Source organism: Mycobacterium sp. NGS33 (genome assembly GCF_059812885.1).
Genome location: NZ_JCALDN010000006.1, coordinates 71,785 through 91,953 on the forward strand (window position 1 = coordinate 71,785; position 20,169 = coordinate 91,953).

General features: G+C 66.3%; 20 protein-coding genes and 3 pseudogenes. 16 read left to right on the top strand and 7 right to left on the bottom strand.

The window, feature by feature from the left end; all coding sequences use genetic code 11:
• Nucleotides 1-18: 18 nt before the first annotated feature.
• Nucleotides 19-174 carry a hypothetical protein gene (locus tag AC5Y5B_RS13390; RefSeq protein WP_500005568.1) on the bottom strand — a complete coding sequence of 52 codons (156 nt, stop codon included), beginning with the start codon at nt 172-174 and terminating at the stop codon, nt 19-21.
• 188 nt (nt 175-362) lie between these two features.
• Nucleotides 363-971, bottom strand: a complete 609-nt coding sequence (locus tag AC5Y5B_RS13395; RefSeq protein ID WP_500005569.1) for an LGFP repeat-containing protein — start codon at nt 969-971, stop codon at nt 363-365.
• 290 nt (nt 972-1,261) lie between these two features.
• On the opposite strand from AC5Y5B_RS13395, the gene AC5Y5B_RS13400 reads away from it, so the two are divergent.
• Nucleotides 1,262-1,717 carry an MPT63 family protein gene (locus tag AC5Y5B_RS13400; RefSeq protein ID WP_500005570.1) on the top strand — a complete coding sequence of 152 codons (456 nt, stop codon included), beginning with the start codon at nt 1,262-1,264 and terminating at the stop codon, nt 1,715-1,717.
• A gap of 28 nt (nt 1,718-1,745) precedes the next feature.
• On the opposite strand, the pseudogene AC5Y5B_RS13405 reads toward AC5Y5B_RS13400, so the two are convergent.
• Both AC5Y5B_RS13405 and AC5Y5B_RS13410 read right to left on the bottom strand, forming a co-directional pair.
• Nucleotides 1,746-1,847, bottom strand: a pseudogene (locus AC5Y5B_RS13405) (2-keto-4-pentenoate hydratase); the annotation flags it as partial.
• 79 nt (nt 1,848-1,926) lie between these two features.
• Complete coding sequence (locus AC5Y5B_RS13410) at nt 1,927-2,508, bottom strand: dihydrofolate reductase family protein (protein WP_112631409.1); 582 nt, start codon at nt 2,506-2,508, stop codon at nt 1,927-1,929.
• Between the two features lie 125 nt (nt 2,509-2,633).
• Between AC5Y5B_RS13410 and AC5Y5B_RS13415 the strand changes: the two genes are divergently transcribed.
• Complete coding sequence (locus AC5Y5B_RS13415; RefSeq protein WP_500005571.1) at nt 2,634-3,344, top strand: cutinase family protein; 711 nt, start codon at nt 2,634-2,636, stop codon at nt 3,342-3,344.
• 575 nt (nt 3,345-3,919) lie between these two features.
• Nucleotides 3,920-4,369, top strand: a complete 450-nt coding sequence (locus AC5Y5B_RS13420; protein WP_165821734.1) for a hypothetical protein — start codon at nt 3,920-3,922, stop codon at nt 4,367-4,369.
• On the opposite strand, the gene AC5Y5B_RS13425 is transcribed toward AC5Y5B_RS13420, so the two are convergent.
• Nucleotides 4,366-4,614, bottom strand: a complete 249-nt coding sequence (locus AC5Y5B_RS13425; protein WP_112631413.1) for a hypothetical protein — start codon at nt 4,612-4,614, stop codon at nt 4,366-4,368. The two genes, AC5Y5B_RS13420 and AC5Y5B_RS13425, sit on opposite strands and share 4 nt — an antisense overlap.
• Nucleotides 4,615-4,823: 209 nt before the next feature.
• On the opposite strand from AC5Y5B_RS13425, the gene AC5Y5B_RS13430 reads away from it, so the two are divergent.
• The 5 genes and pseudogenes from AC5Y5B_RS13430 to AC5Y5B_RS13450 form a co-directional block, all read left to right on the top strand.
• Entirely contained in the window at nt 4,824-6,326 is a 1,503-nt protein-coding gene (locus AC5Y5B_RS13430; RefSeq protein WP_112631415.1) for a DUF3375 domain-containing protein, read from the top strand.
• Entirely contained in the window at nt 6,323-7,057 is a 735-nt protein-coding gene (locus tag AC5Y5B_RS13435; RefSeq protein ID WP_112631417.1) for a DUF4194 domain-containing protein, read from the top strand. The genes AC5Y5B_RS13430 and AC5Y5B_RS13435 overlap by 4 nt, the downstream gene beginning before the upstream one ends.
• Nucleotides 7,050-10,412, top strand: coding sequence for an ATP-binding protein (locus AC5Y5B_RS13440; protein ID WP_500005572.1), 3,363 nt, complete (start codon nt 7,050-7,052; stop codon nt 10,410-10,412). The genes AC5Y5B_RS13435 and AC5Y5B_RS13440 overlap by 8 nt, the downstream gene beginning before the upstream one ends.
• 97 nt (nt 10,413-10,509) lie before the next feature.
• The gene (locus tag AC5Y5B_RS13445; RefSeq protein ID WP_112631421.1) at nt 10,510-10,914 is read left to right on the top strand and encodes a hypothetical protein; all 405 of its coding nucleotides are present in this window, start codon (nt 10,510-10,512) and stop codon (nt 10,912-10,914) included.
• Nucleotides 10,915-11,035: 121 nt separating this feature from the next.
• Nucleotides 11,036-11,554, top strand: a pseudogene (locus tag AC5Y5B_RS13450) (SDR family NAD(P)-dependent oxidoreductase); the annotation flags it as partial.
• Between the two features lie 211 nt (nt 11,555-11,765).
• Here the strand turns inward: AC5Y5B_RS13450 and AC5Y5B_RS13455 are convergent.
• Nucleotides 11,766-12,074, bottom strand: a complete 309-nt coding sequence (locus tag AC5Y5B_RS13455) for a hypothetical protein (protein WP_112631423.1) — start codon at nt 12,072-12,074, stop codon at nt 11,766-11,768.
• 206 nt (nt 12,075-12,280) lie between these two features.
• On the opposite strand from AC5Y5B_RS13455, the gene AC5Y5B_RS13460 reads away from it, so the two are divergent.
• The gene (locus tag AC5Y5B_RS13460) at nt 12,281-12,988 is read left to right on the top strand and encodes a DUF899 domain-containing protein (protein ID WP_500005573.1); all 708 of its coding nucleotides are present in this window, start codon (nt 12,281-12,283) and stop codon (nt 12,986-12,988) included.
• Nucleotides 12,985-13,458, top strand: a complete 474-nt coding sequence (locus tag AC5Y5B_RS13465) for an SRPBCC family protein (RefSeq protein ID WP_500005574.1) — start codon at nt 12,985-12,987, stop codon at nt 13,456-13,458. Before AC5Y5B_RS13460 ends, AC5Y5B_RS13465 begins: the two co-directional genes overlap by 4 nt.
• Before the next feature lie 12 nt (nt 13,459-13,470).
• On the opposite strand, the gene AC5Y5B_RS13470 is transcribed toward AC5Y5B_RS13465, so the two are convergent.
• Entirely contained in the window at nt 13,471-14,256 is a 786-nt protein-coding gene (locus AC5Y5B_RS13470; RefSeq protein WP_500005575.1) for an ArsR/SmtB family transcription factor, read from the bottom strand.
• 64 nt (nt 14,257-14,320) lie between these two features.
• Here AC5Y5B_RS13470 and AC5Y5B_RS13475 point away from each other — a divergent pair, with 64 nt between their 5' ends.
• From AC5Y5B_RS13475 to AC5Y5B_RS13500, 6 genes and pseudogenes are all read left to right on the top strand, one after another.
• The gene (locus tag AC5Y5B_RS13475; RefSeq protein WP_500005576.1) at nt 14,321-14,764 is read left to right on the top strand and encodes a nuclear transport factor 2 family protein; all 444 of its coding nucleotides are present in this window, start codon (nt 14,321-14,323) and stop codon (nt 14,762-14,764) included.
• 61 nt (nt 14,765-14,825) lie between these two features.
• A pseudogene (locus AC5Y5B_RS13480) lies at nt 14,826-16,147 on the top strand (cytochrome P450).
• Between the two features lie 273 nt (nt 16,148-16,420).
• Nucleotides 16,421-17,884 carry a biotin carboxylase gene (locus AC5Y5B_RS13485; RefSeq protein ID WP_112631557.1) on the top strand — a complete coding sequence of 488 codons (1,464 nt, stop codon included), beginning with the start codon at nt 16,421-16,423 and terminating at the stop codon, nt 17,882-17,884.
• On the top strand, nt 17,881-19,059 hold the full coding sequence (locus AC5Y5B_RS13490) for a serine hydrolase domain-containing protein (RefSeq protein WP_500005577.1): 1,179 nt from the start codon (nt 17,881-17,883) through the stop codon (nt 19,057-19,059). The genes AC5Y5B_RS13485 and AC5Y5B_RS13490 overlap by 4 nt, the downstream gene beginning before the upstream one ends.
• A gap of 128 nt (nt 19,060-19,187) precedes the next feature.
• Nucleotides 19,188-19,541 (top strand): DUF732 domain-containing protein, encoded by a 354-nt coding sequence (locus tag AC5Y5B_RS13495; RefSeq protein WP_430917718.1) that lies wholly within the window; start codon nt 19,188-19,190, stop codon nt 19,539-19,541.
• A 45-nt stretch (nt 19,542-19,586) separates the two neighbouring features.
• Nucleotides 19,587-20,144 (top strand): FKBP-type peptidyl-prolyl cis-trans isomerase, encoded by a 558-nt coding sequence (locus AC5Y5B_RS13500; RefSeq protein ID WP_500005578.1) that lies wholly within the window; start codon nt 19,587-19,589, stop codon nt 20,142-20,144.
• Nucleotides 20,145-20,169 lie beyond the last annotated feature (25 nt).

Below are 20,169 nucleotides of genomic sequence, written 5' to 3' on the forward strand. Positions count from 1 at the left end.
CACGCGGCACGACGCGCGTCAAAACCACACTTTGCGGCCAGCGACGGGACGCCCCACCGCACCCAAGATCCACAAGATGATGCCGACCAGCACCAAGATGCCGCCAATCGTGTAGAGGATGCTGAGTCCGGTGAAATAGCCGACAACGAGAAGGATGATGCCGAGGATAATCACGATCGCTCCGATCTACGGGTTGCCGCGGCCGGTGCCGCTTGACTGCGGATACCCATTTCGCGCGACTCCCCAATCTCAGGTTCGCCGTTTAAAAGGCTTAAACGCCCGCCGTCGATCGAATAAGCACTTTCCAGTCGGCGTGGGGTTGCGGCGGCTGCCGGTGGTGCTGTCCTCGCGCGCGATTCGTACTAGAGCCCCGACGGGACGACCTTGCCATTGACCGTCACGTCGACCTGGCCGGTCTTCTGGTTGTACTCGATCTTGCCGTGTTCGAAGTTCGACACGAGCAGATCGCCGGCGGCGGTCTGGTCGCTGGTCGGGAAACCCAGCGGACCTGCCGACCCGTTGGTGCCGGTGACCGCCGGCGTGCCGTCCGGGTTGCGCGGGATATTCCAGGCCTCCCGGATCCTGCCGAGGGTGATATACGCGGGCGTGCCGGCCTGGTCGTTCCTGGCGGTGATCACGCCGCCTTGGAATTGCTGGAATACCAGGCCGCTCTCCCGCGTGCCTGCGTTGCGGTCACCCGTCAGTGGCTTGCCGAGTGCCTTCTTCTGTTCCTCGGTTGCCGTCGAGTACTTGGCGGCGATCGGGCCCGTCAGCGTCACCTCGACGTCGCGTTCCCCGATGAGCTTCACCTCGGTGGGCGGCGCCGGGATGCCGGACGTGGAGGTGGCACTCACCGCGACGTAAGGCGGCGCCGACGCGTCGACGCTCCTGCCACTGCTGCAGCCCGCAGTGATCAGTGCGGCGGCGGCCAGGCCGACGGCTGCCGTGTGGCGGTATCCGATCCTCGTCATGGTTTCCTCTCGCGTCTTCCTGTGGTGTGGGCCGAGCTGCGGCTGACCCCTCGCCGGACCGAACTTACGCCGCCGCCGCACCCCGTCACACGCCGTAGCACTCCCGTCCCGTCGGTGAGCAGTCCAAACAGCAATGGCCCGGACAGGGAAATGGTCGGCTACCCAAGCGAATTATTGAGCGCAGGATCGATACGCCATTCAGCCAAATCAGGTTTGAAATTCCGAGCTTTGGATAGCCCTCAGTCCAGCTGCCGCTCCTGGATAACGGCACATCACGAAGGGGGCCCGACGTGGCGTTCATACACATTGCATCGAAAACCACGGCAGCAACAGCCGTGTTGGCGGCCGCCGGAATCCTCGCGGCGACACCGGCATGGGCTGACCCGCAAGTGCTGCAGTTCGGACAGATGGCGGAAATCTCCAGTATGGGCGGCACCATCGATTACACCGTGAGCAACCTGCAGCCCAGCGGCCATAACGACGGGATTTGGTATTCCGACGTCACGGCCAAAGGGGTGAGCGGTAATGCAACTCCGAACATCGCCGACTTCAACGCTCGGGCTGTTAACAGTTCGACGTTCGCGGTGATGAAGGGCAATCAGACCGACGGCCTTCCCGAAGGGCCACTCCCCTTAGGTACTCCGGTTACGGGACGCATTTACTTCGACGTTCGCAATGGCACGAACCCCGACAGCGTCGTCTATCGGGATGCCGGAGGCACGGACAAGGTCGTCTGGAAAGGCTAGCAATTCGGCTGGTTCTGGCCGCCATTCCCTATTCGAACGACAAATGGACCGAACCGAGACCCGACAACTCGGCCACCAACGCGTCGCCGGGGCGCGCGTCGATCGTTCGCGTGCACGAACCGGGTAACAGGGCGGTCATTCAGTTCGGGCGGCCAAGGAGGTGGCTCGTGGTACGACGCCGATGTCCGGATAGGTGGCGCGCCCGAGGCTCAGGCATGCAGGCTGGGCCGGTAGATGAGCTCGTGAATATTGCCGTCCAGCGTTCGGCTTTCGACCAATTCGAGGTCGAAGTCGGCCGCACCGCGAAAGATCGGATCATCACCGGTGCGGCCCGTGATCACCGGGAACAGCGTCACCTGGACCCGGTCGACCAGGCCGGCGGCCATCAACGCTCGGTTCATCGACAGGCTGCCGTGCGAGCGCAACGGTACGTCGGACTCGTCCTTGAGTCGGGCGACGACGTCGACGGCGTCACCGCGCACGAGTGTCGCGTCTGGCCAGTCGAGGGGTCCACCCAGTGACGTGGACACCACCGTGGCCGGCAGCTGCCTCATCCGGGTGACCCACGGGTCGCGCACGTCGGAATCCTCGGTGCTCTCGGCCAGCATTTGGGTGAAGAGTCGATATGTGTTGGCGCCGAAGACCATTCGCTGTTCCTCGCTGTACAACGCGAGCCGGTGGTCGAGCAATTCTGGGCCTTGCTTGCCCCAGTAACCGCCCCAATCCCCTCCGCTGACGCCCCCGAAGCCGTCGAGGCTCGAAAAGACGTCGAAGGTATAGGTAGCGGTCATCGGTGCTCCCCTGGAGTGCGGTTGGCGGTGTCGGGGATACAGACCGGAATCGATGACGAAACTAATCGCCCTCCAAGCTGAATAAACACCCGTTTCGACGGAATGGCACCTGGGCATCCGCAGACATGAGCTCGCTACGATCCTTTTCTTTTCTCGCGACTGCGCTAGCAACAGCCTGGGCGGGGTTTCTCTGTGCACCCGTCCCCGCGGCTTCCGCCGAACCATGTCCCAACGTCGAAGTGGTGTTCGCCCGCGGCACCGGCGAGCCACCTGGCGTCGGCGGGATCGGGCAGGCATTCGTCGACGCACTCGGATCACGGCTGGGAGGCAGGTCGATGGCGGTCTATCCGGTCAATTACGAGGCGAGCAGCGACTTCAACGGCGGCATCGCTTTCGCCAGAACCGTGGTGGACGGGATCAGGGACGCCGGCACTCATATCGAGACCACGGCGTCGAACTGCCCGAACACCCGAGTGGTGCTCGGCGGGTACTCCCAAGGCGCCGCCGTCGCGGGCTTCGTTACGTCGGCTTCCGTGCCCAAGGAAGTGCCGCAGGAGTTCGTGTCCTACGTCCCGCAACCGCTGCCGCGGACGGTGGCTGATCACGTGGCCGCCGTCGTCTTGTTCGGAACACCGTCCAGTGAGTTTCTGCGCGGTGCCGGCGCGCCGCCCATCACGATCGGTCCCCTTTACGCAGCAAAGACCATTCAGCTGTGCGCCCCCGATGACAACATTTGCGATGGTGCACCGCCCGGACCGCCCGGAATCGCTCACACTGTGTATGCGGCGAATGGCATGGTCGACCAAGGCGCGGATTTCGCTGCCCATCACCTTTAAAGCCGCTAGCTGGTCCGGCCCTGATCGGTGAATTCGAGGAAATCCACAGGCCATTTTCCTGAGTTCACATTGGCGCGCGCGTTCATGTACTGTCGTCCATGAAGATATTAGTCGCGCGTCGAACAGCGAGGTCTTCGAATGCTCAGCTCCTCGGGTAGCCGGGGACCTCGACGCCGCATCCAACGCAGGCATCCAGTTTGACAAGGCGGGCTGACACCGACGTATCTACAGCTCTTTTGGAGAGGCGGGGGGAAATCACCGATGGCACGCCATGACCCGGACTACGAGCTTTACGAGCCGCGTCGATCCCCCACCCTCTACACGTGCAGGGGCTGCGGCACGATCGTTCACAACATAAGAATCCACGACGCGTGGCATCGCGGGGTAGACGCGCGCCGCCGGCAAGCCGTGGAGGGCGACCTCACCGACGACCAGTAGGGCCCGCTCGCGGGTGAGCACGGCCGCGTCACCGCCGCAGTCAGGCCGGCCCGACAGCGACCATGGTGGGCGATTGCGAGCCACACCCCTACGGCGCACTTGCTGCGGCGACCGTTCCCGGTCACTACGCTTTGGAAATGCGTTCCTACCGTTATGCGGTCGCGGTGGTAATCAGCCTTTCGCTCGCAGGCGTTGTCGCGACGGCATGCACCAAGAGCACCACCGGACACGCGGTACATCCGACTAGCGGCGTCGGCACCACGTCAGCGATCGCGACGTCGACACCCGCGGCGCCGAGCTCCGCGGCGCCCACCGGCCAGCCGGTCGGCACTGCGGTGATGAAGGTCAGCGGCGGCAGTGCCCCCGTCACGATTCGTTACCGGATCAACGGAGGCCCGGAGCAGACCGAGACCAATGTGCCGCTGCCGTGGGAGAAGCAGTACTCGGTGTACAACGAAGTGGAGTCGCAGGTATCCGCCGATGGCGGAGACGCCCCGCTCACCTGCACGATCATCATGGACGGCGACAAGCTCGTGTCCCTCAAGAGTGAACCGCGACCCACCTGCAACTTCGCCTACTGGGGCTAACCGGCAACGCCATCGGGACCGCGCGCGGGAGGCTCGCCGTCGGCGGATCGCTCATAGGCCATGGACGGCGGCGGCGGCACCGGGGGCAGTCCGCCGCGATACAGGTCGAGATATGGTGCGGCATAAGGGTTCTGCCATGGCTGCACGCCGGAGCGGCGCCGGCGCACATACGTCACGATGAGGGCACCGCAGGCCACGATGAGAAAGCCCAGCAAAAGGGCTTTGGCGACCAGCAGCGCAGTCATGAAGCGGATTTTAGCTCTGTTCCGGGCTAGGGCGTCCGCGCATACCTCGCAGTGCCAACCCCGCCGTTCGCCCTGCTTGCGCCCGGTGACCACTGAGGCTCGAGCGATGCCTGAGACCGCTGTGACCGACTTGGCGAAGCCATCCCCCGACACCCCGCCGGCCGAAGGCCGATTGTCGCCTCCGTGCCCTATCTTGGAGCGTCCGAGACATGACCGATCGAGACGGAGGGCGCGTGCTGGACGACGACACAACGCTGTCGCCTGCCGACCTGCTCGAGTCCAACCGCGGCCTTCAGGGTTCGCCGACCGTCCGCCTGCTGGCCACGTTGAACCTCAATCTGTATGCGACGCTGATGGAGCGCCAGCTCAGCGGCGGTGTGGTCCCCGAGACCGACCTCGTCATCCGGCTCGAACGCGACCTGGCCGAACTCGATCAGTGTGGCGAGCAGTCCGGGCTGGCCCTGATCAAGTCGTGGGCCAGTCAGGGCTGGCTACATCGGGTGGCCGACCAGCGCTCCGGCGTCGAACGCAACCTGTGTTATCTGACCCAGGAAGCCCGACGGGCGCTCGATTTCCTGCGGGGCATGCGCCGCCAGGACACCATCGCCACCGGCGGCTCGATCAACGGCATCGCGTCCCGCCTCAAGCAGATCGCGTTGCGGGTCGGCAACGATCCCGACCGTATCCGCGCCGGCATCCAAGCCGAAATCGCCGCTCTACAAGCCGAACTCGACGCCTTGGACCAAGGCGGGGCCTCCGCCGAGCACAGCCAGGACGTCGACCTCACCGACGCCTACGACGAAGCCCACGCCATCGCCCTGCAGATGGAACGTCTGATCACCGACATCGGTCAGTACGGGACGATGATCGAGCGGGCCACCGCGGCCCTCGACGAGCCGATCGACAGCAACGTCGAATACCGCGACCGTCAGCGCCGCATGTACGCCGACTACGAGGCCGCGTGGGAGTCGCAGGGGCGCGACTCGCACCGCGCCTTCCTGCGGATGATCAACGACCCCGACCAACGTGCCGAATTCGAAGCCGACGTCGCCGCCGTCGCCCAAGCCCTGCCCGCCCTCGACCCCGCCCTGCGCAGGGTGATGGCCGGCTTCTTCGAACTCGTCGGTCATCAGATCGACGAAGTGGAACGCATCCAGCAGCGCTGCGCGCAGCGCGTCAAACGGTTTACCGCGTTCGGCACCCTCGAACAGAGCCGCGGTGTGGCCCGTCAGCTCAACGAGGCCATCGGCGCCGCCCGCAACCTGCTCAAAGCCTCGCTGACCGACTCCAGGCTGGACATCGAACTCCCCCTGGCCCGCCACGCATTCAGTTCCGTTGGGGCACTGAGCTTCCGGATCGGTGACCTGTCCAATCCGAAGCCGGCCCAGGCGGCCGAGGGCGAGGTCGACCTGACCAGCTTCGCAGCGCTCACCACGCAGGTCGACGCGCCCGCGATGTCCGAGATGATCAACACCGCGATCGGCTCCGGGGCCAAGCTGTCGCTGCCCGACGCGGTCGCGATGCTCGACTCGGCCTACCTGGGCCACGTCATCGTGTTGTGGTCCTGGGCGCTCAAACAACCGGAATCCGCGCAGGCTTCCGAATCGGTCACCGTCCGCTTTCAATCCCTGGACGGGCGCGACCGCGAAATGGAGGTGCCCCACTTGATGTTCACCGAGCCGGTTTCCAGTCTGCTGGGAGCCACTGCGTGACCGTCGAAGAGACCGTCAAGGAGACCGCGGACTACAGCGGATTCTCCGCCCTCCCCCAGGTCGACCAGACCGCGCGCATCCCGCACCAGCGCCGGCCCCGGTTCGACGGCGACGTTTCCGAGCTGCCCGACCGGGCCTGCTGGGCGCTACAACAGCTGCTGACCCGCCGCTACATCAGCGCCGACGCCGATCGCGACGTCTACACCTGGGTGCAGGAATACCGCGCCCAACTCTCGGTCCGGCTGTCGGAACTGGATCTGTTGCTGCGCGTCGTCGAGGGCGCCTCCGAGACGGACGGGGTCGCGTTCGTCGAGCAGGCCCGCTACGAATCCGCCCGGGGCGTAAAGCTTTTGCGCCGTGAACCGCTGGGCACCTATGATTCCATCCTGGCGCTGCACCTGGCGCAGATGATGCGCGCCTCCGGTGATCAGGCCGTCGTGATCAGCCGCGACGAAATGCACGGGCTGTTCTCCGGCGTCCTCAACGATGTCGACCGCGACGCCGTGACGTTCAGCGCGCGCATCGACGGCGCCATCGCCCGGCTGACGTCGCTGGAGATCCTGCGCAAGACCCGCGACGACGAGGACAGCTACACGGTCAGCCCGGTCATCAACGCCGTCATGACGGCCTCGGTGATCGCCGAGCTGCAGCAGCAGTTCGAGGTGCTCCTGGGCGGCGGCGTCCCCCAGGAGCGAGTGCAGGGCGAAGGGGAGGAACCCGAGGATGACTGAACAGTTCCACCTGGCGCGCCTGCAGGTCATCAACTGGGGCGTCTTCGACGGATACCACTCCATCGGATTCAGCGAAGGGGGCGCGCTGATCGCCGGTGCCTCTGGAAGCGGCAAATCCTCACTGCTGGATGCCATTTCGCTTGGCTTCCTGCCCTTCAACCGGCGCAACTTCAACGCCTCCGGCGACAACACCGCCGCCGGGTCGAGCGCCGGCCGGCGGACCGTCGACAAATACGTCCGCGGGGCCTGGGGTCAGCGCAGCGACGCCGGCACCAGCAAGGTCATGTATCTGCGCGGCGACGGCACCGCCTGGTCGGCGGTCGCCGTCACCTACCGCAGCAACACCGGCCGCACCGTGACCGGCCTGGTGCTCAAATGGCTCACCGGTGAATCGCGGTCGGACTCCTCGAGCCGGTTCGTGCTGGCCGACGGCGACCGCGATATCGAGAACGTCTGCAACCGCTGGGCCGCTGGCCGCTTCGACGCCGCGGTGTTCAAGGACGACTGGCGGTTCTCCACCAAGGTGGAGTCGCAGTACCTCGCCCAGTTGTATGCCACCATCGGCATCCGGGCTTCCGATGCCGCGCAGCAGCTGCTCGGCAAGGCCAAATCGCTGAAAAGCGTTGGGGGCCTTGAACAGTTCGTCCGGGAGTTCATGCTCGACGAGCCGGGAAGCCTGACCCGGCTGCCCGAGGCGCTCAAGCAGATCGATCCGCTGGTCGACGCCCGCGAACTGCTGGCCGTCGCGCAACGCAAGCGCAAGATCCTCGGCGACATCGAGAAGATCCAGCAGCGCTACGCCTCGGAGTCCTCAGACCTGGGCATCATCGATCTCGTCGACCAACCGATGGTCCGGGCCTACACCGACCACGTCCGGCTGACGCAGTGCCCGTCGCAGATCGAATCGCTCGACGCCACCATCGATCAGCTGGGCAACGAATATGAGGACGTTACCCGCCAGCTGAATCTGGCCAAGGCCGAAGGCGATTCGCTCAACGCCCAGATCAGCGGATCCAGCACCAGCCTGGGCCCGTTGCAGTCGCAGGTGGCCGCGGCCGAGGCGCACGCCGAGCAGGTGTCGCGCCGGCGCACCGCCTATGAAGCCATGCTCAACACGCACGGTCTCGACATCCCGGAGACCGCCGACGAATTCTGGAATCTGCGTGAGGAACTCACCACCCGCGCCACCGAGCTGTTGGCGAAACTGGATCGCGGCCGGGAGGCCTCGACCGACGCCGAGTACGCCCAGAAAGTCGCACGCATCGCTCGCGACGACGCGGCCAAGGAGCTCAAACGCGTAGAGCGTGTCGGCTCGGCGCTGCCGGAGTTCGCGCTGACCATGCGCGAAAACATCTGCGCCGCCGTCGGTATCCACCCCGGCGAGCTGCCCTACATCGCCGAGCTGATGGATTTGCGGCCCGAGCACAGTCGCTGGCGCGTCGCCGTCGAAAAGGTGCTGCGCGGCGTGGGTCTGCGGCTGCTCGTCCCCGACAGCCACTACGCCGCGGTGCTGCGGTTCGTCAACGAGACCAACATGGGTGGCCGGCTGCAGCTGCATCACGTCCGCACCAGGTTCATCGGCGCGGAGATCACCGAAGCCGAGCCGAATACGTTGGCCGGCAAGCTGTTCGTGGTCGACCCGAACCATGACTGCGCCGCCGAGGCCGCCGACGTCATCGCCGCCGCCGGAGATCACATCTGCGTCGACACCCCCGACGTGTTTCCCCGCTTCCGGCGCGCGGTCACCGACAACGGCCTGTACAAGGACTCCGAACGCCTGGCCATCAAGGACGACCGCCGACCGCTCAAGCAGGCCGACTACATCTACCAGGGCGATGTCGCCGCCAAGGTCGACGCGTTGACCGTGGATCTGGCCAACGCCGAAGAGGCGTATCGCCGCGCCCGCGGCGTCGCCGACGACATCGCCGCCGAGCGCCAGCAGTGGCGCGACCGGGCCGCGGCGTTCAGGGCGATCTGCGATCAATACGAGCAGTGGACCCATGTCGACACCGAGACCGCCGACGGCCACGCCGATCGGCTGCGCGAGCAGTTCGAGCTGCTGCTGGCCGACAATCCGGATATCGAGGCGCTGACGGCGCGGGCCGAGGAATGCTGGGAACAGATCCAGACCTTGATGACCCGTCGAGGTGCGATCCAGACCCGCCGCGACGACCTCGACGGTCGCCGCACCCGGTTGCTCGAGCTCCAGGACCGGCTGGCTCCGGCTTTCGTCTCGGAGCCGCTGACCGATCTGTTGAACCGCTACGCCGCCGAAGTGCCCGTCGCGCTGGACATGCTCAACCCCGAACCGCACCGCGACGCGGTGTTCACCGCCATCCGGCGCGAGCGCGAGCAACTGCGCGAAAGCCGCAGGCGCTCATACGATGAGCTGGCGCGGATCCTCAACACGTTCGACACCGCGTTCCCCGACGCGATCCCCAATGACAGTGACGTCTTCGACGAGCGGGTGCACGATTACGTCGCGCTGTGCCGCCACATCGACGAGCGGGAACTGCCCGAGGCCTACGAGCGAATGATGCGGCTGGTCACCGAGCAGGCGCCCGACGCCATCCTGACCCTGCACCGCGTCGCCGAGCAGGAGGCCCGTCGGATCAGCGAGCAGATCGAACGCGTCAACACCGGGCTGGGTGCGGTGGAGTTCAACCGCGGCACCCGGCTCACCCTGCGCGCCACGGCGCGAAGCCTGACCGCGGTCGCCGAGCTCACCGAGATCGTTCGGGCCATCTCACGGCGCATCGCCGAGGTCGGCCTCGGCGACAAGCAGGCCATCCTGGACCAGTACGCCGACATCCTGCGCCTGCGTAACCGATTGGCCTCGACGGCTCCTGAAGACAAGGCCTGGACCCGTGACGCCCTCGATGTCCGTAACCGGTTCACCTTCGACTGTGCCGAGTGGGATGTCAGCAGTGACGAGCTGATCCGCACGCATAGCAACGCCGGCGACAACTCCGGCGGCGAGCAGGAGAAGCTGATGGCGTTCTGTTTGGCCGGGGCGTTGAGCTTCAACCTGGCCAATCCCGAAAGTGCCGACAACAAGCCGGTTTTCGCTCAGCTGATGCTCGATGAGGCGTTTTCCAAGTCCGACCCGCAGTTCGCTCAGCAGGCTTTGCAGGCGTTCCGCAAGTTCGGCTTCCAGCTCGTCATCGTGGCGACCGTGCAGAACGCCACCACCATCCAGCCCTACATCGACAGTGTGGTGATGGTGTCCAAGCGCGAAGCCACCGGCCGCAACTCGCGCCCGGTGGCGACGGTGACCACGAAGACGATCACCGACTTCGCCGCGTTGCGGCACGAGATGCGGACGTCGGCGGCGCTGGTCCCGGCCGGTGTGTGATGCGCTAACCCCTTGTTGGGATCGGTAGCCGCGCCAAAGCGCAAAAATTTCGCGAGTTTCGGCGTTGAATTTCCGATACCTGCGAAAGGGCACTGCTGTGGACATCCATCGAGTGGCGAAGAAAATCGTTGGCGCGGCGCTGTTGTCGGGCGGTGTGGCGGTGACCGGGCTGGGGCTCGCCCTCGGTCCCGCACAGGCCCAGCCGGGTCCCGTGCCGCAGACGCATGGCTTCGCGCCCGAAGACGGGCCGGTACCACCGGGTGCAAGCGGGCCATACACCTGTTGCCCCGAAGACCAGAAGACCGGGCTGCACCCGCAGACCGGCCGCGGTTGCCCGGGAACGCAAGTCGACTGGGACGCCAGCCAGTGCCACACCTGGTACGGCGTCGTCTGGGGGCACGGAAACGCGGCCCCCGGTGTCTGGGAGGGTGGTCCCCCGCCGCCGGAGGCGACGCGCAAGCCGTGGTGCGGGTTTCCGTTCATGTGCTCGGGAACGCCGTGATGTGCCGGTTGGTTCGGAGCAACGCCCGCGGCACTAGGCGGCCCACGGCCGCTTAGTTTCTGCGCCACGCGGGATCTACATCTTCGACCGCTTCAAACTGCCGTTTGATCTAGGAGGATGTATGAGCATCGCTGGCAAGACCGTTCTGGTGACCGGCGCCAATCGGGGCATCGGGAAGGCCCTGGTCGAGGAGGCGTTGCGTCGAGACGCCAAAAACGTGTACGCCGGCACCCGGCGACGGGCGGTGCATCCGGACCCGCGGGTGATCGCCGTGAGCCTGGACGTGACCGACGCCGCGCAGATCGAGCAGATCGCGATAAAACTCGAATCCCTCGACATCCTCGTCAACAACGCCGGCGTGTCGCTCTATGACGACCTGAGTGATCGCGCGGTGCTCCAACAACACCTCGCCGTCAATCTCTTCGGCACCTCCGACCTCACTCAGGCCTTGCTGCCGTTGCTCATTCGGTCTCGGGGTGCCATCGTGAACAATCTCTCGGTTAACGCGCTCGCGCCGCTACCGCTGATTCCGGCCTATTCGATCTCGAAAGCCGCCGCATTCAACTTCACCCAGTCGTTGCGAGTTCTTCTCGCAGGACAGGGCGTACGCGTTCACGCGGTCCTGACCGGCCCGGTGGACACCGATATGACCCGAGGCCTCGACATACCCAAGTCCTCAGCGGAGTCCGTGGCGCGCGCCATTTTCGACGGGGTGGAGCAAGGGGCCGAAGAGATCTTCCCCGATCCGATGTCACTGTCGGTCTCGCCGAGCTGGTATGGCGGTGCGGCCAAGGCCCTGGAACGCCAATACGCCGCTCTGCTGAATCAGTCGGGATCCCGCCGTCTAGGTGCTAGCCGGCCGGCGGACGGCATTCATTGGTGCCCGGATCCCACCACCAGCCGTTGTCGCATGCGAGCGGTTGGGGGCCGACACCCAAGGGACGACACACATTGGCCGTCGGGTCCCACCACTGGCCCGGGTCGCACGCCAAGGGTTGCGGCCCGACCCCCAGCGGCCGGCAAACCTTGCCGGTCGGGTCCCACCACTCGCCGTCGGCGCAGTCGGCCTTGCTCACCGCCGGTGTCAACACCGTCACGGCCGCCATCGATGCGAACGCCAGCATGACGATGACGACTGCTTGGCGAATGAATGTCCTCACGGGGACCTCCCCTCGTCACTATCCGTTCATCGAACCCAACCCCGGCCGTGGAGGTCAATAGCGTTTTCGGCGCTCGAGCAAACGCGGGCGACTCCCGACTGCCGGGGTCGGCAAATGGACGGTTGACGGGCCGGTGCGCCGATGAAGTTCGGACGCGCGAGCGGTCAGACCTTTCGGACGGACAAATCGAGAGCAAAGGCGGAGCCATGTCCCCCGAACACACGGCGTTGCCGCCAGTCGTCGATCACCAAACCTGGCGGGCCGCACTGGACGAACTGCGCAACCGCGAGAAGGCCGCCACCCGCGAATTGGATGCGATCGCCGCCCAGCGGCGACGGCTGCCGATGGTCGAGTTGCCCGACTACACCCTGGTCGGTGCCGATGGACCCCTCCGGTTGGTCGATGTGTTCGACGGGCGATCCCAGCTGATCGTCTATCACCACATGTGGTCCGACGGCGCGGAATGGCAGTGCAGCGGGTGCACCGGATTCACGTCGCAATTCACCCGACTGAAATTCCTCGAGAACTACGACGCCCGGTTCGTCATCGTCACCAACGGACCGATCGAGGAAGCGCTGGCCTACAAGCGGAAAGTCGGCAACCGGATGGAGTGGTACTCGTCATCGCAGAGCCCGTTCGCCGCCGACATGGACGCCCCGCCCGGTGGCGGTTTCGGCGTGAACGTGTTTCTCCGCGACGGCGACACGGTGTATCGCACGTGGCATACGAATGGGCGAGGCACCGAGCAACTGAGTCACTCGTTCGGGCTGATCGACATTCTGCCGTGGGGTCGTCAAGAGGATTGGCTCGATTCGCCGGAAGGGTGGCCGTCGCGGCCCACCTACTCGGGGTGGCTCGACTCCCCCGCTATTGCAGCCGCTTACGGATCCACGACGACCGAGGCCACGCGATGAGCGCCGCCGAACGTTACGTGGTCACCCGCACCATCGCTGCCACCCCGGCCGAAGTCTTCACGGTCCTCGCCGACCCGTCCCGGCACCAGGACACCGAGCCAACGGATTGGGTCCGCAATGCGGTGGACACGGCCCCGATCACCGGCGCGGGACAGATGTTCGCGATGAACATGTACCTCATCGCCGCGGGCGGCGACTACGTCACGCACAACCTGGTGCATGTGTTCGAGCGGGACCGCGCCATTGCCTGGATGCCGGGGGTGCTCGACGACGCGGGCAACCACACGCCCGGCGGCTGGTTCTGGCGTTATGACCTTGTGCCGAACGGTGACCGCACCGACCTCACCCTCACGTACGACTGGAGCCGCACGCCGCAGGCTTTCCGAGACCGCGTCGGCGAGATGCCCATCTTCGGCGAGGATTACCTCGCCACGTCGCTGGCCGCTCTCGAGCGCTCGGTCGCGGGTTGACCGGCTAAACAGTCAATCCCAATTCGCGGGCAGGCCAAAGGTCTGGCTGAGTCCCTGCCGTCCGGCATCGGTGAGCACCACCGCGCGGCGTTGATTGATGTGCCGGATCCAGTCCAGGTCGAACAGGCGTCGAGTAAGCGCGGCCCCGAGCGCGCCGGCCAGGTGGTGGCGTTGTTCGGACCAGTCCACGCAATAGCGGATCATGACCTTGCTGCGATCGACAGCGGCGAGGTCTATTCCCAAGGTGCTCAAGGCTTCTCGTCCGTCCGCGGTGAGTTGGTAGGTCAGCTCCGCTCCTGGAGCCGACAGCCGGTCGGCGACCGCGACACCGGGACGGTAGCGTCCGTCCCCGCCGGCGAGCAGTCCCCGGTCAAGCATCGCGCTCATGATCGCCACCCCCAGCCGCCCGGCGAGGTGGTTGTAACAGGTGCGGGCGCGCCGCAGGGCGTGCGCACGCGTCCCTTGGCGCAGGGAACGGATCGGCTCTGGCGCAGCGATTCGGGCGAGCGCCTCCAAGGCTTCGGCGACCGGCGGGCCGGCCAGACGGAAGTAGCGGGCGCGGCCTTGGCGGTGCACCGTCAGCAGGCCGGCATCGACCAGTCGGGCAAGGTGTTCGCTGGCCGTCGAAGCGGCCACCCCGGCTTCGCTGGCCAGCACGCTGGCGGGCAGCGCGCGCCCGTCGAGCAACGCCATCAATACCCGTGCACGGGCGCGCTCGCCGATCAGTGCGGCAACACTGCCGATATCGGCGTCACCGCCGTGCCGGACGGCGATCGCGAGTGCGGGATCGCTGGGCATGCCACCACGATAGGCGGCGGACATTTCGGGCGGCACCGAAGCAATACGGCGTCACGATGGGCCGATGGACACCGAAGACACCGCGGCAAACACGACAGCCCCGCGGCGCGCGATCGAGGCAGTGGTGCAGGCGTGGGAAGACGCCCTGGCAGCTCATGACCTGGACGCGCTGCTCGCCTGTTACGCCACCGATGCGACCCTGGAAAGTCCGCTGGCCGCCCACATCACCGGCAAGGAGGGAATCCGCCGCGGGCACCCGCAGCTACGGCCCTTTCTCGCCGAGGTGGTAGCGCGCACGCCGACGCTGCGCGCCTATCACCGGGCAGGCTTTTTCACCGACGGACGGCGCGTGACGTGGGAGTATCCCCGTGCGACGCCGGACGGCGAGCAGATGGACTTCGTCGAGGTGATGGAGATCGAGGGAGGCCTGATCCAGGCCCACCGGGTGTATTGGGGCTGGCGTGGCGTCGATGTCCTGATGAAAGACGAATACCACCGAGGTACCTAGCCTCGGCGACGTTGGCGCGCGCCTCTATCCATCCGGCGAGGTGGGGGCGAACAATACGGAGATGGCGCTCAAAACCCGGTCGCACTGGCTGCTGGGATACGGACTGGCTCGCGCGACGCTGAAGCTGCTGGCTCGCCGAGGCGACCCGTTCGCCCGGTTGGTGATCGACAACAACCGACCCGACAACGCGCATCAGCTCATTGAGCAGATTCGCGAACGGGGGCGCCTGTCGGAGGTGATCGGTGGCTGGGCCACCGCCGATGCGCGAATTGTCCGAGAGGTGTTGCGGGACGATAGGTTTCGGACCGCCAAGCCCCACGATCGGTCACCGTTTCTATGGCTCAATGGGCACTTGTGAAAACGAATCCCGGCGTACTGAACGGCCTCGAACCGCCGTCTCTACTGGTCATCGACCCACCCGAGCATGAGCGCCTGCGACGCTTGGTGTCGCGGGCATTCACCCCGCGGGCCACCGATAGGCTGCGCCAACGCATTCAGGAGATAGTCGACGCCCTGCTCGACGACCTCGGCGGCAACGCTCACTGCGACCTGATCGCCGACTACGCCTCTCAGATTCCCATCCAGGTCATCGCCGAGCTGCTGGGGATTCCGCGCGACGAAATTCCTTATCTCTACGGTATGGCCGACCCGGGCGCCAAGCTGCTCACCACCACGGTGCCCTCCTGGCGCGACTTCGAGACCGCCCTCGCGGCGCTGCGCGAATTCGAAGGCTATCTCGAGGCGCACATCGAGCGGCTGCGGCGCAGCGGCGGCGATAACAGCGTCTTGTCTGCCGTGCTGCAGGACAGCGATCTCACCGCCCTCGAAGTCAAGATGTTCGCCGGGCTGTTGCTCGGCGCCGGATTCATCACCACCACACACGCTTTCGGTAACGCCGTCACCGCGCTCCTCGATCACCCCGACCAGCTGGCCCGCCTCCACGCGCAGCCCGAGGGCTGGCCCAACGCCGTCGAAGAAACCCTGCGCTACCGCTCCGTCGCCCAATTCGGCGCCCGGGTGGCGGCCCAAACGCTGCAGATCGGCGGCCACACCGTGCGGGCGGGCTCGACCGTCTTCCTCAGCATCGCCGGCGCCAACCGCGATCCGGCCGTCTTTGATCGTCCCGACGAATTCGACGTCACCCGGGTCAACGCCCGCGACCACATCGGCTTCGGCACCGGTGTCCACGCCTGCCTCGGCGCGCCGCTCGCCCGGATGGAACTCAACATCGGTTTGCGCGCGCTCTTCGAACGATTCCCCGAACTCCCCCTCGCGGACGAACCGACCCCGAACGACAGCACGCTGTTGCACGGAATCAAGCACCTCCCGGTCATGCTCGGACCCGCCAGGGTCGGCGCGGGCCGGCCCGGCGCTGCCGACTAATTCGCGGCGACACCCCGGCCGATATCCACCCGGGACACACCAAACGCGCTGCGGGGCAACGGCCTAAACGCCGGCCACGGCCCTTGGGCCCAGGCGTATCGTCCGGCTCGCTGTCTGCATTCGGGACTGTTTCCCCTTCGACACTGGCGCCGACAGGGCGCACACTTGTCGAATGGAGATACGCCATTGCATCGACGTTGCGCCGAGCGCGCCACGTCCGGCCGCGCCGCCACCCTCGCCCGGGGTTCGGGCCTCGATGTCACCGCGACAGACGTGACGGGGCCCGAGCCGCGCCGGACGCTGAACGGCCTCTCGGACATACGCGCGTTCTTTCACACGAACAAGGTGCCGCTCTTCTTCATCTCGCCCACGCCGTTCAACCTCCTCGGCGTTGATCGCTGGATACGAAACTTCTTCTACCTGACCTACTTTGACTCTTTCGAAGGCACACACTCGCGCGTGTTCGTGCCCCGGCGGCGCGACCGCCGCGATTTCGATTCCATGGACGAGGTGTGCAGCCATCTGCTATCCGATCCCGAGACGGTCGAGTTCATCGCCGGTAAAGGTCCCGGCGGCAAGTGCTGCTTTGTGATGCTGAACGAGGAGATTCAGGCGCTCGCGCGGTCGGCAGGCCTCGAAGTCATGCATCCGCCGACCGAGTTGCGCCAGCGCCTGGGTTCCAAAATCGTCATGACGCGCCTGGCCGACGAGGCGGGGGTGCCCAGCGTGCCTAATACGATCGGCCGGGCCAGCTCCTATGACGAGCTGCTGGCGCTCGCGGACAACGCCGGATTGGGAGATGACCTCGTCATCTCGATCGCCTACGGCAACGCCGGCAGCGGCACGTTCTTTGTGCACGGTCAGCGCGACTGGGACCAGCACGCCGGTGACCTGGTGGGGCAAGAGCTCAAGGTGATGAAACGGATCCGCAACGTCGAGGTGTGCCTCGAAGGTGCCGTGACCCGGCACGGCACGGTGGTCGGGCCCGCGATGACGAGTCTCGTCGGATATTCGGAGCTGACGCCGAGCCGGGGCAGCTGGTGTGGCAATGACATCTGGCGCGAGGTGCTGCCGCCCGCCCAGACCCACGCCGCCCGGGAAATGGTGGCAAAGCTGGGCGATGTCATGCGCCGCGAGGGTTACCGCGGCTACTTCGAGGTGGACCTGTTGCACGATCTGGACGCCGACCAGCTCTACCTCGGCGAGGTGAATCCCCGCCTGAGCGGTGCCAGCCCGATGACGAACTTGACCACCGAGGCCTACGCCGACATGCCGCTGTTCCTCTTTCATCTGCTCGAGTACATGGACGTGGACTACGAGCTCGACATCGATGAGGTCAACTCGCGCTGGGAGCGGGGCTATGGCGACGACGAGGTCTGGGGCCAGGTCATCATCACCGAGACGTCGTCGGATATCGAGCTCTTCACCGCGACGCCACGCACCGGGGTGTGGCGGATCGACGACGACGGGCGGGTCTCCTTTTCGCGGACCGCTAACGACTGGGCCACGCTGCTTGACGGCTCCGAGGCCTTTTACATGCGGGTCGCCGCACCTGGCGACTTACGTTCGCAGGGTGCCCAACTCGGCGTGCTCGTCACTCGCTCACACCTGCAGACGGATGACTATCGGCTCAGCGAGCGCTGCCAGCGCTGGGTCAAGGGGATGAAGGCGAAGTTCGTCTCAACCCCCTTGACGCCGGCCGCGCCGATCGTTTCTCGGCTCGTCGCACGAGCGTGAAACGCGCCCCGGCCGGTATCGCACTGGACAACTGGCTGTCGGCGCCGTACGCGCGGTGGTCGTTCCAGCATGTCGAAGATTTCGTACCGACCGCGGTCATTTCGCGCGGGACCGGGCCGGTCGCGACGGTGCCCGCAGCTCCTGCTGATCTGTCGGGGATCCCGCTGATCGGCACGGACGGCGCGGCCACCACCGTCGGCGCGGTGCTGGCCGGCGCCGGCGCCGACGGGTGGGCCGTCGCCTTCCGCGGCGCGATGGTCGCCGAGGAATATCTCAACGGGTTGAACGCCGGAGGCCGGCACCTGCTGTTCTCGGTGAGCAAATCGCTCATCGGCGCGGTGGCAGGCGCGCTGCACGGGCACGGTGCGATCGATCTCGACGCGCGGGTCACGAAATACGTTCCCGCCCTGCAGGATTGCGGCTATGCCGGTGCGACGGTGCGCCACCTGCTGGACATGAGGTCAGGCATCGCCTTCTCGGAGAACTACGACGACCCGGCCGCGCAGATACACCTGCTCGACCAGGCAATGGGCTGGGCTCCCGGCAGTAGTCCGGACGCTCCCGCGACGCTGCAGGAGTTCCTGTTGGGCTTGCGCCAGAAGCGCGCTCATGGTGGTCCGTTCGAATATCGTTCGTGTGAAACCGACGTGCTGGGCTGGATCTGCGAGATCGCCGGTGGCCAACGGATGCCGGAGCTGATGTCGGAATTGTTGTGGAGCCGCATCGGCGCGCAATGCGACGCCACGATCGGCGTCGACGCCGAGGGCACCGGGTTCTTCGACGGCGGCATCAGCGCGTGCCTCACCGACATGATCCGGTTCGGGTCACTGTTCTTGCGGGACGGCGTCTCGTTGACCGGCCGGCACGTGATGCCGTCGGCGTGGATCGCCGACACCCTCGACGGCGGACCCGACTCGCGTCAGGCGTTCGCCGCCAGCCCCGACGACAACGAGATGCCCGGCGGCATGTACCGCAACCAGATGTGGTTCCCCTACCCGGGCAGCAATGTCGTGCTCTGCCAAGGCATGTGCGGTCAGATGATCTACATCAACCGCGGTGCGGAGGTGGTCGCCGCCAAGTTGTCCACGCAGCTACAGACTCACGAGCCGCACATGTCAGACACCCTGCGCGCCTTCGATGCGGTGGCACGCGAATTGGCTGGCGTCACCGGCTAGCCGACCCGCGCGGGCGAAACTTTCGGCGAGCCGTTGGGGTCAGCTGCGGCTATGCTGCATCTGTCTTGTATTGGAGCAGCACGCTTTTGGCGGCCTCGATCGCGCCACCAGGACAGGAAGGGAATCGCATGCCCTCAACTCGTTGGCCGGCCGCGCTTGCCATGTCCCTGCTGGCCGCTGCGGCACTGGTCAGCACCGCCGGCACCGCGGCCGCGACTCCCCAAGATGACGCGTACCTCGCGCAACTGCGGGCCGCCGGCCTCACCTGGCCGCCGAAGACGGACGAGGCGCTCATCGCCGAGGCGCACGACGTGTGTTACGACCTGACCTGGGGCTGGACGCCGCAACAGATCGCCGACGACCTGCACGCCCGCTTGGACACCAAGGGCGTCACGCTGTTGGACGTCGGAAGCCTGGTCAACGCCGCCCACTCGATCTATTGCCCCGGCAATGTCTGCGACGCCCCCAGCCTTTGCACCTGAGGACCCCCGCCGAGCGACGCAGTAACTGGCTGTAGCGTGACGGCGGTGAAGTCCTCCCGGATGTTTTCCTCCGTCGCGCTCGCGGCTTGTGTCGCGGCAACCGTTCTGACGCTCGCCGGAGCAGGCACGGCGACAGCGGCCGGCTCGTGCCCCACCGCGGCGCCGCAAAACGGTGCCACGCCCGACTGGACGCTGAGTGGCACCACGGGCAGCGTCGCGGTCACCGGATCCACCGACGCCGCCGCTCCGCTGGTGAAGGTGACCACGCCGTTCAGCGTGGGCCAGACCCAGGTGCACACGCTGCACGCCGGGGACGGGCCTGTGGTCTCGAACACCGCCAGGGTCTCCGTGTGCTACATGGGTGTCAACGGACGTGACGGGTCCGTCTTCGACAGCAGCTACCAGCGCGGCGCGCCGGTCGACTTCCCGCTTACCGGAGTCGTGCCGGGCTTTCAGAAGGCCATCGCGGGGCAGAAGGTCGGGTCGACGGTGGCCGTCGCGATGGTCCCCGCGGATGGCTACCCCGAGGGCCAGCCCAGCGCCGGCATTCAGCCCGGCGACTCGCTGGTCTTCGCGATCAAAATCCTCAGCGCCAACGGCTAGCTCGGCCCGCCAAATCCTCTGCCCC

Excerpts from the sequence above, each read along its gene's own strand:
- AC5Y5B_RS13475 (WP_500005576.1), top strand. The coding sequence starts at position 14,321 with ATGGACACCGAAGACACCGCGGCAAACACGACAGCCCCGCGGCGCGCG.
- AC5Y5B_RS13465 (WP_500005574.1), top strand. The coding sequence starts at position 12,985 with ATGAGCGCCGCCGAACGTTACGTGGTCACCCGCACCATCGCTGCCACC.
- AC5Y5B_RS13470 (WP_500005575.1), bottom strand. The coding sequence starts at position 14,256 with ATGCCCAGCGATCCCGCACTCGCGATCGCCGTCCGGCACGGCGGTGAC.
- AC5Y5B_RS13415 (WP_500005571.1), top strand. The coding sequence starts at position 2,634 with ATGAGCTCGCTACGATCCTTTTCTTTTCTCGCGACTGCGCTAGCAACA.
- AC5Y5B_RS13410 (WP_112631409.1), bottom strand. The coding sequence starts at position 2,508 with ATGACCGCTACCTATACCTTCGACGTCTTTTCGAGCCTCGACGGCTTC.
- AC5Y5B_RS13495 (WP_430917718.1), top strand. The coding sequence starts at position 19,188 with ATGCCCTCAACTCGTTGGCCGGCCGCGCTTGCCATGTCCCTGCTGGCC.
- AC5Y5B_RS13395 (WP_500005569.1), bottom strand. The coding sequence starts at position 971 with ATGACGAGGATCGGATACCGCCACACGGCAGCCGTCGGCCTGGCCGCC.
- AC5Y5B_RS13440 (WP_500005572.1), top strand. The coding sequence starts at position 7,050 with ATGACTGAACAGTTCCACCTGGCGCGCCTGCAGGTCATCAACTGGGGC.
- AC5Y5B_RS13460 (WP_500005573.1), top strand. The coding sequence starts at position 12,281 with ATGTCCCCCGAACACACGGCGTTGCCGCCAGTCGTCGATCACCAAACC.
- AC5Y5B_RS13425 (WP_112631413.1), bottom strand. The coding sequence starts at position 4,614 with ATGACTGCGCTGCTGGTCGCCAAAGCCCTTTTGCTGGGCTTTCTCATC.
- AC5Y5B_RS13430 (WP_112631415.1), top strand. The coding sequence starts at position 4,824 with ATGACCGATCGAGACGGAGGGCGCGTGCTGGACGACGACACAACGCTG.
- AC5Y5B_RS13420 (WP_165821734.1), top strand. The coding sequence starts at position 3,920 with ATGCGTTCCTACCGTTATGCGGTCGCGGTGGTAATCAGCCTTTCGCTC.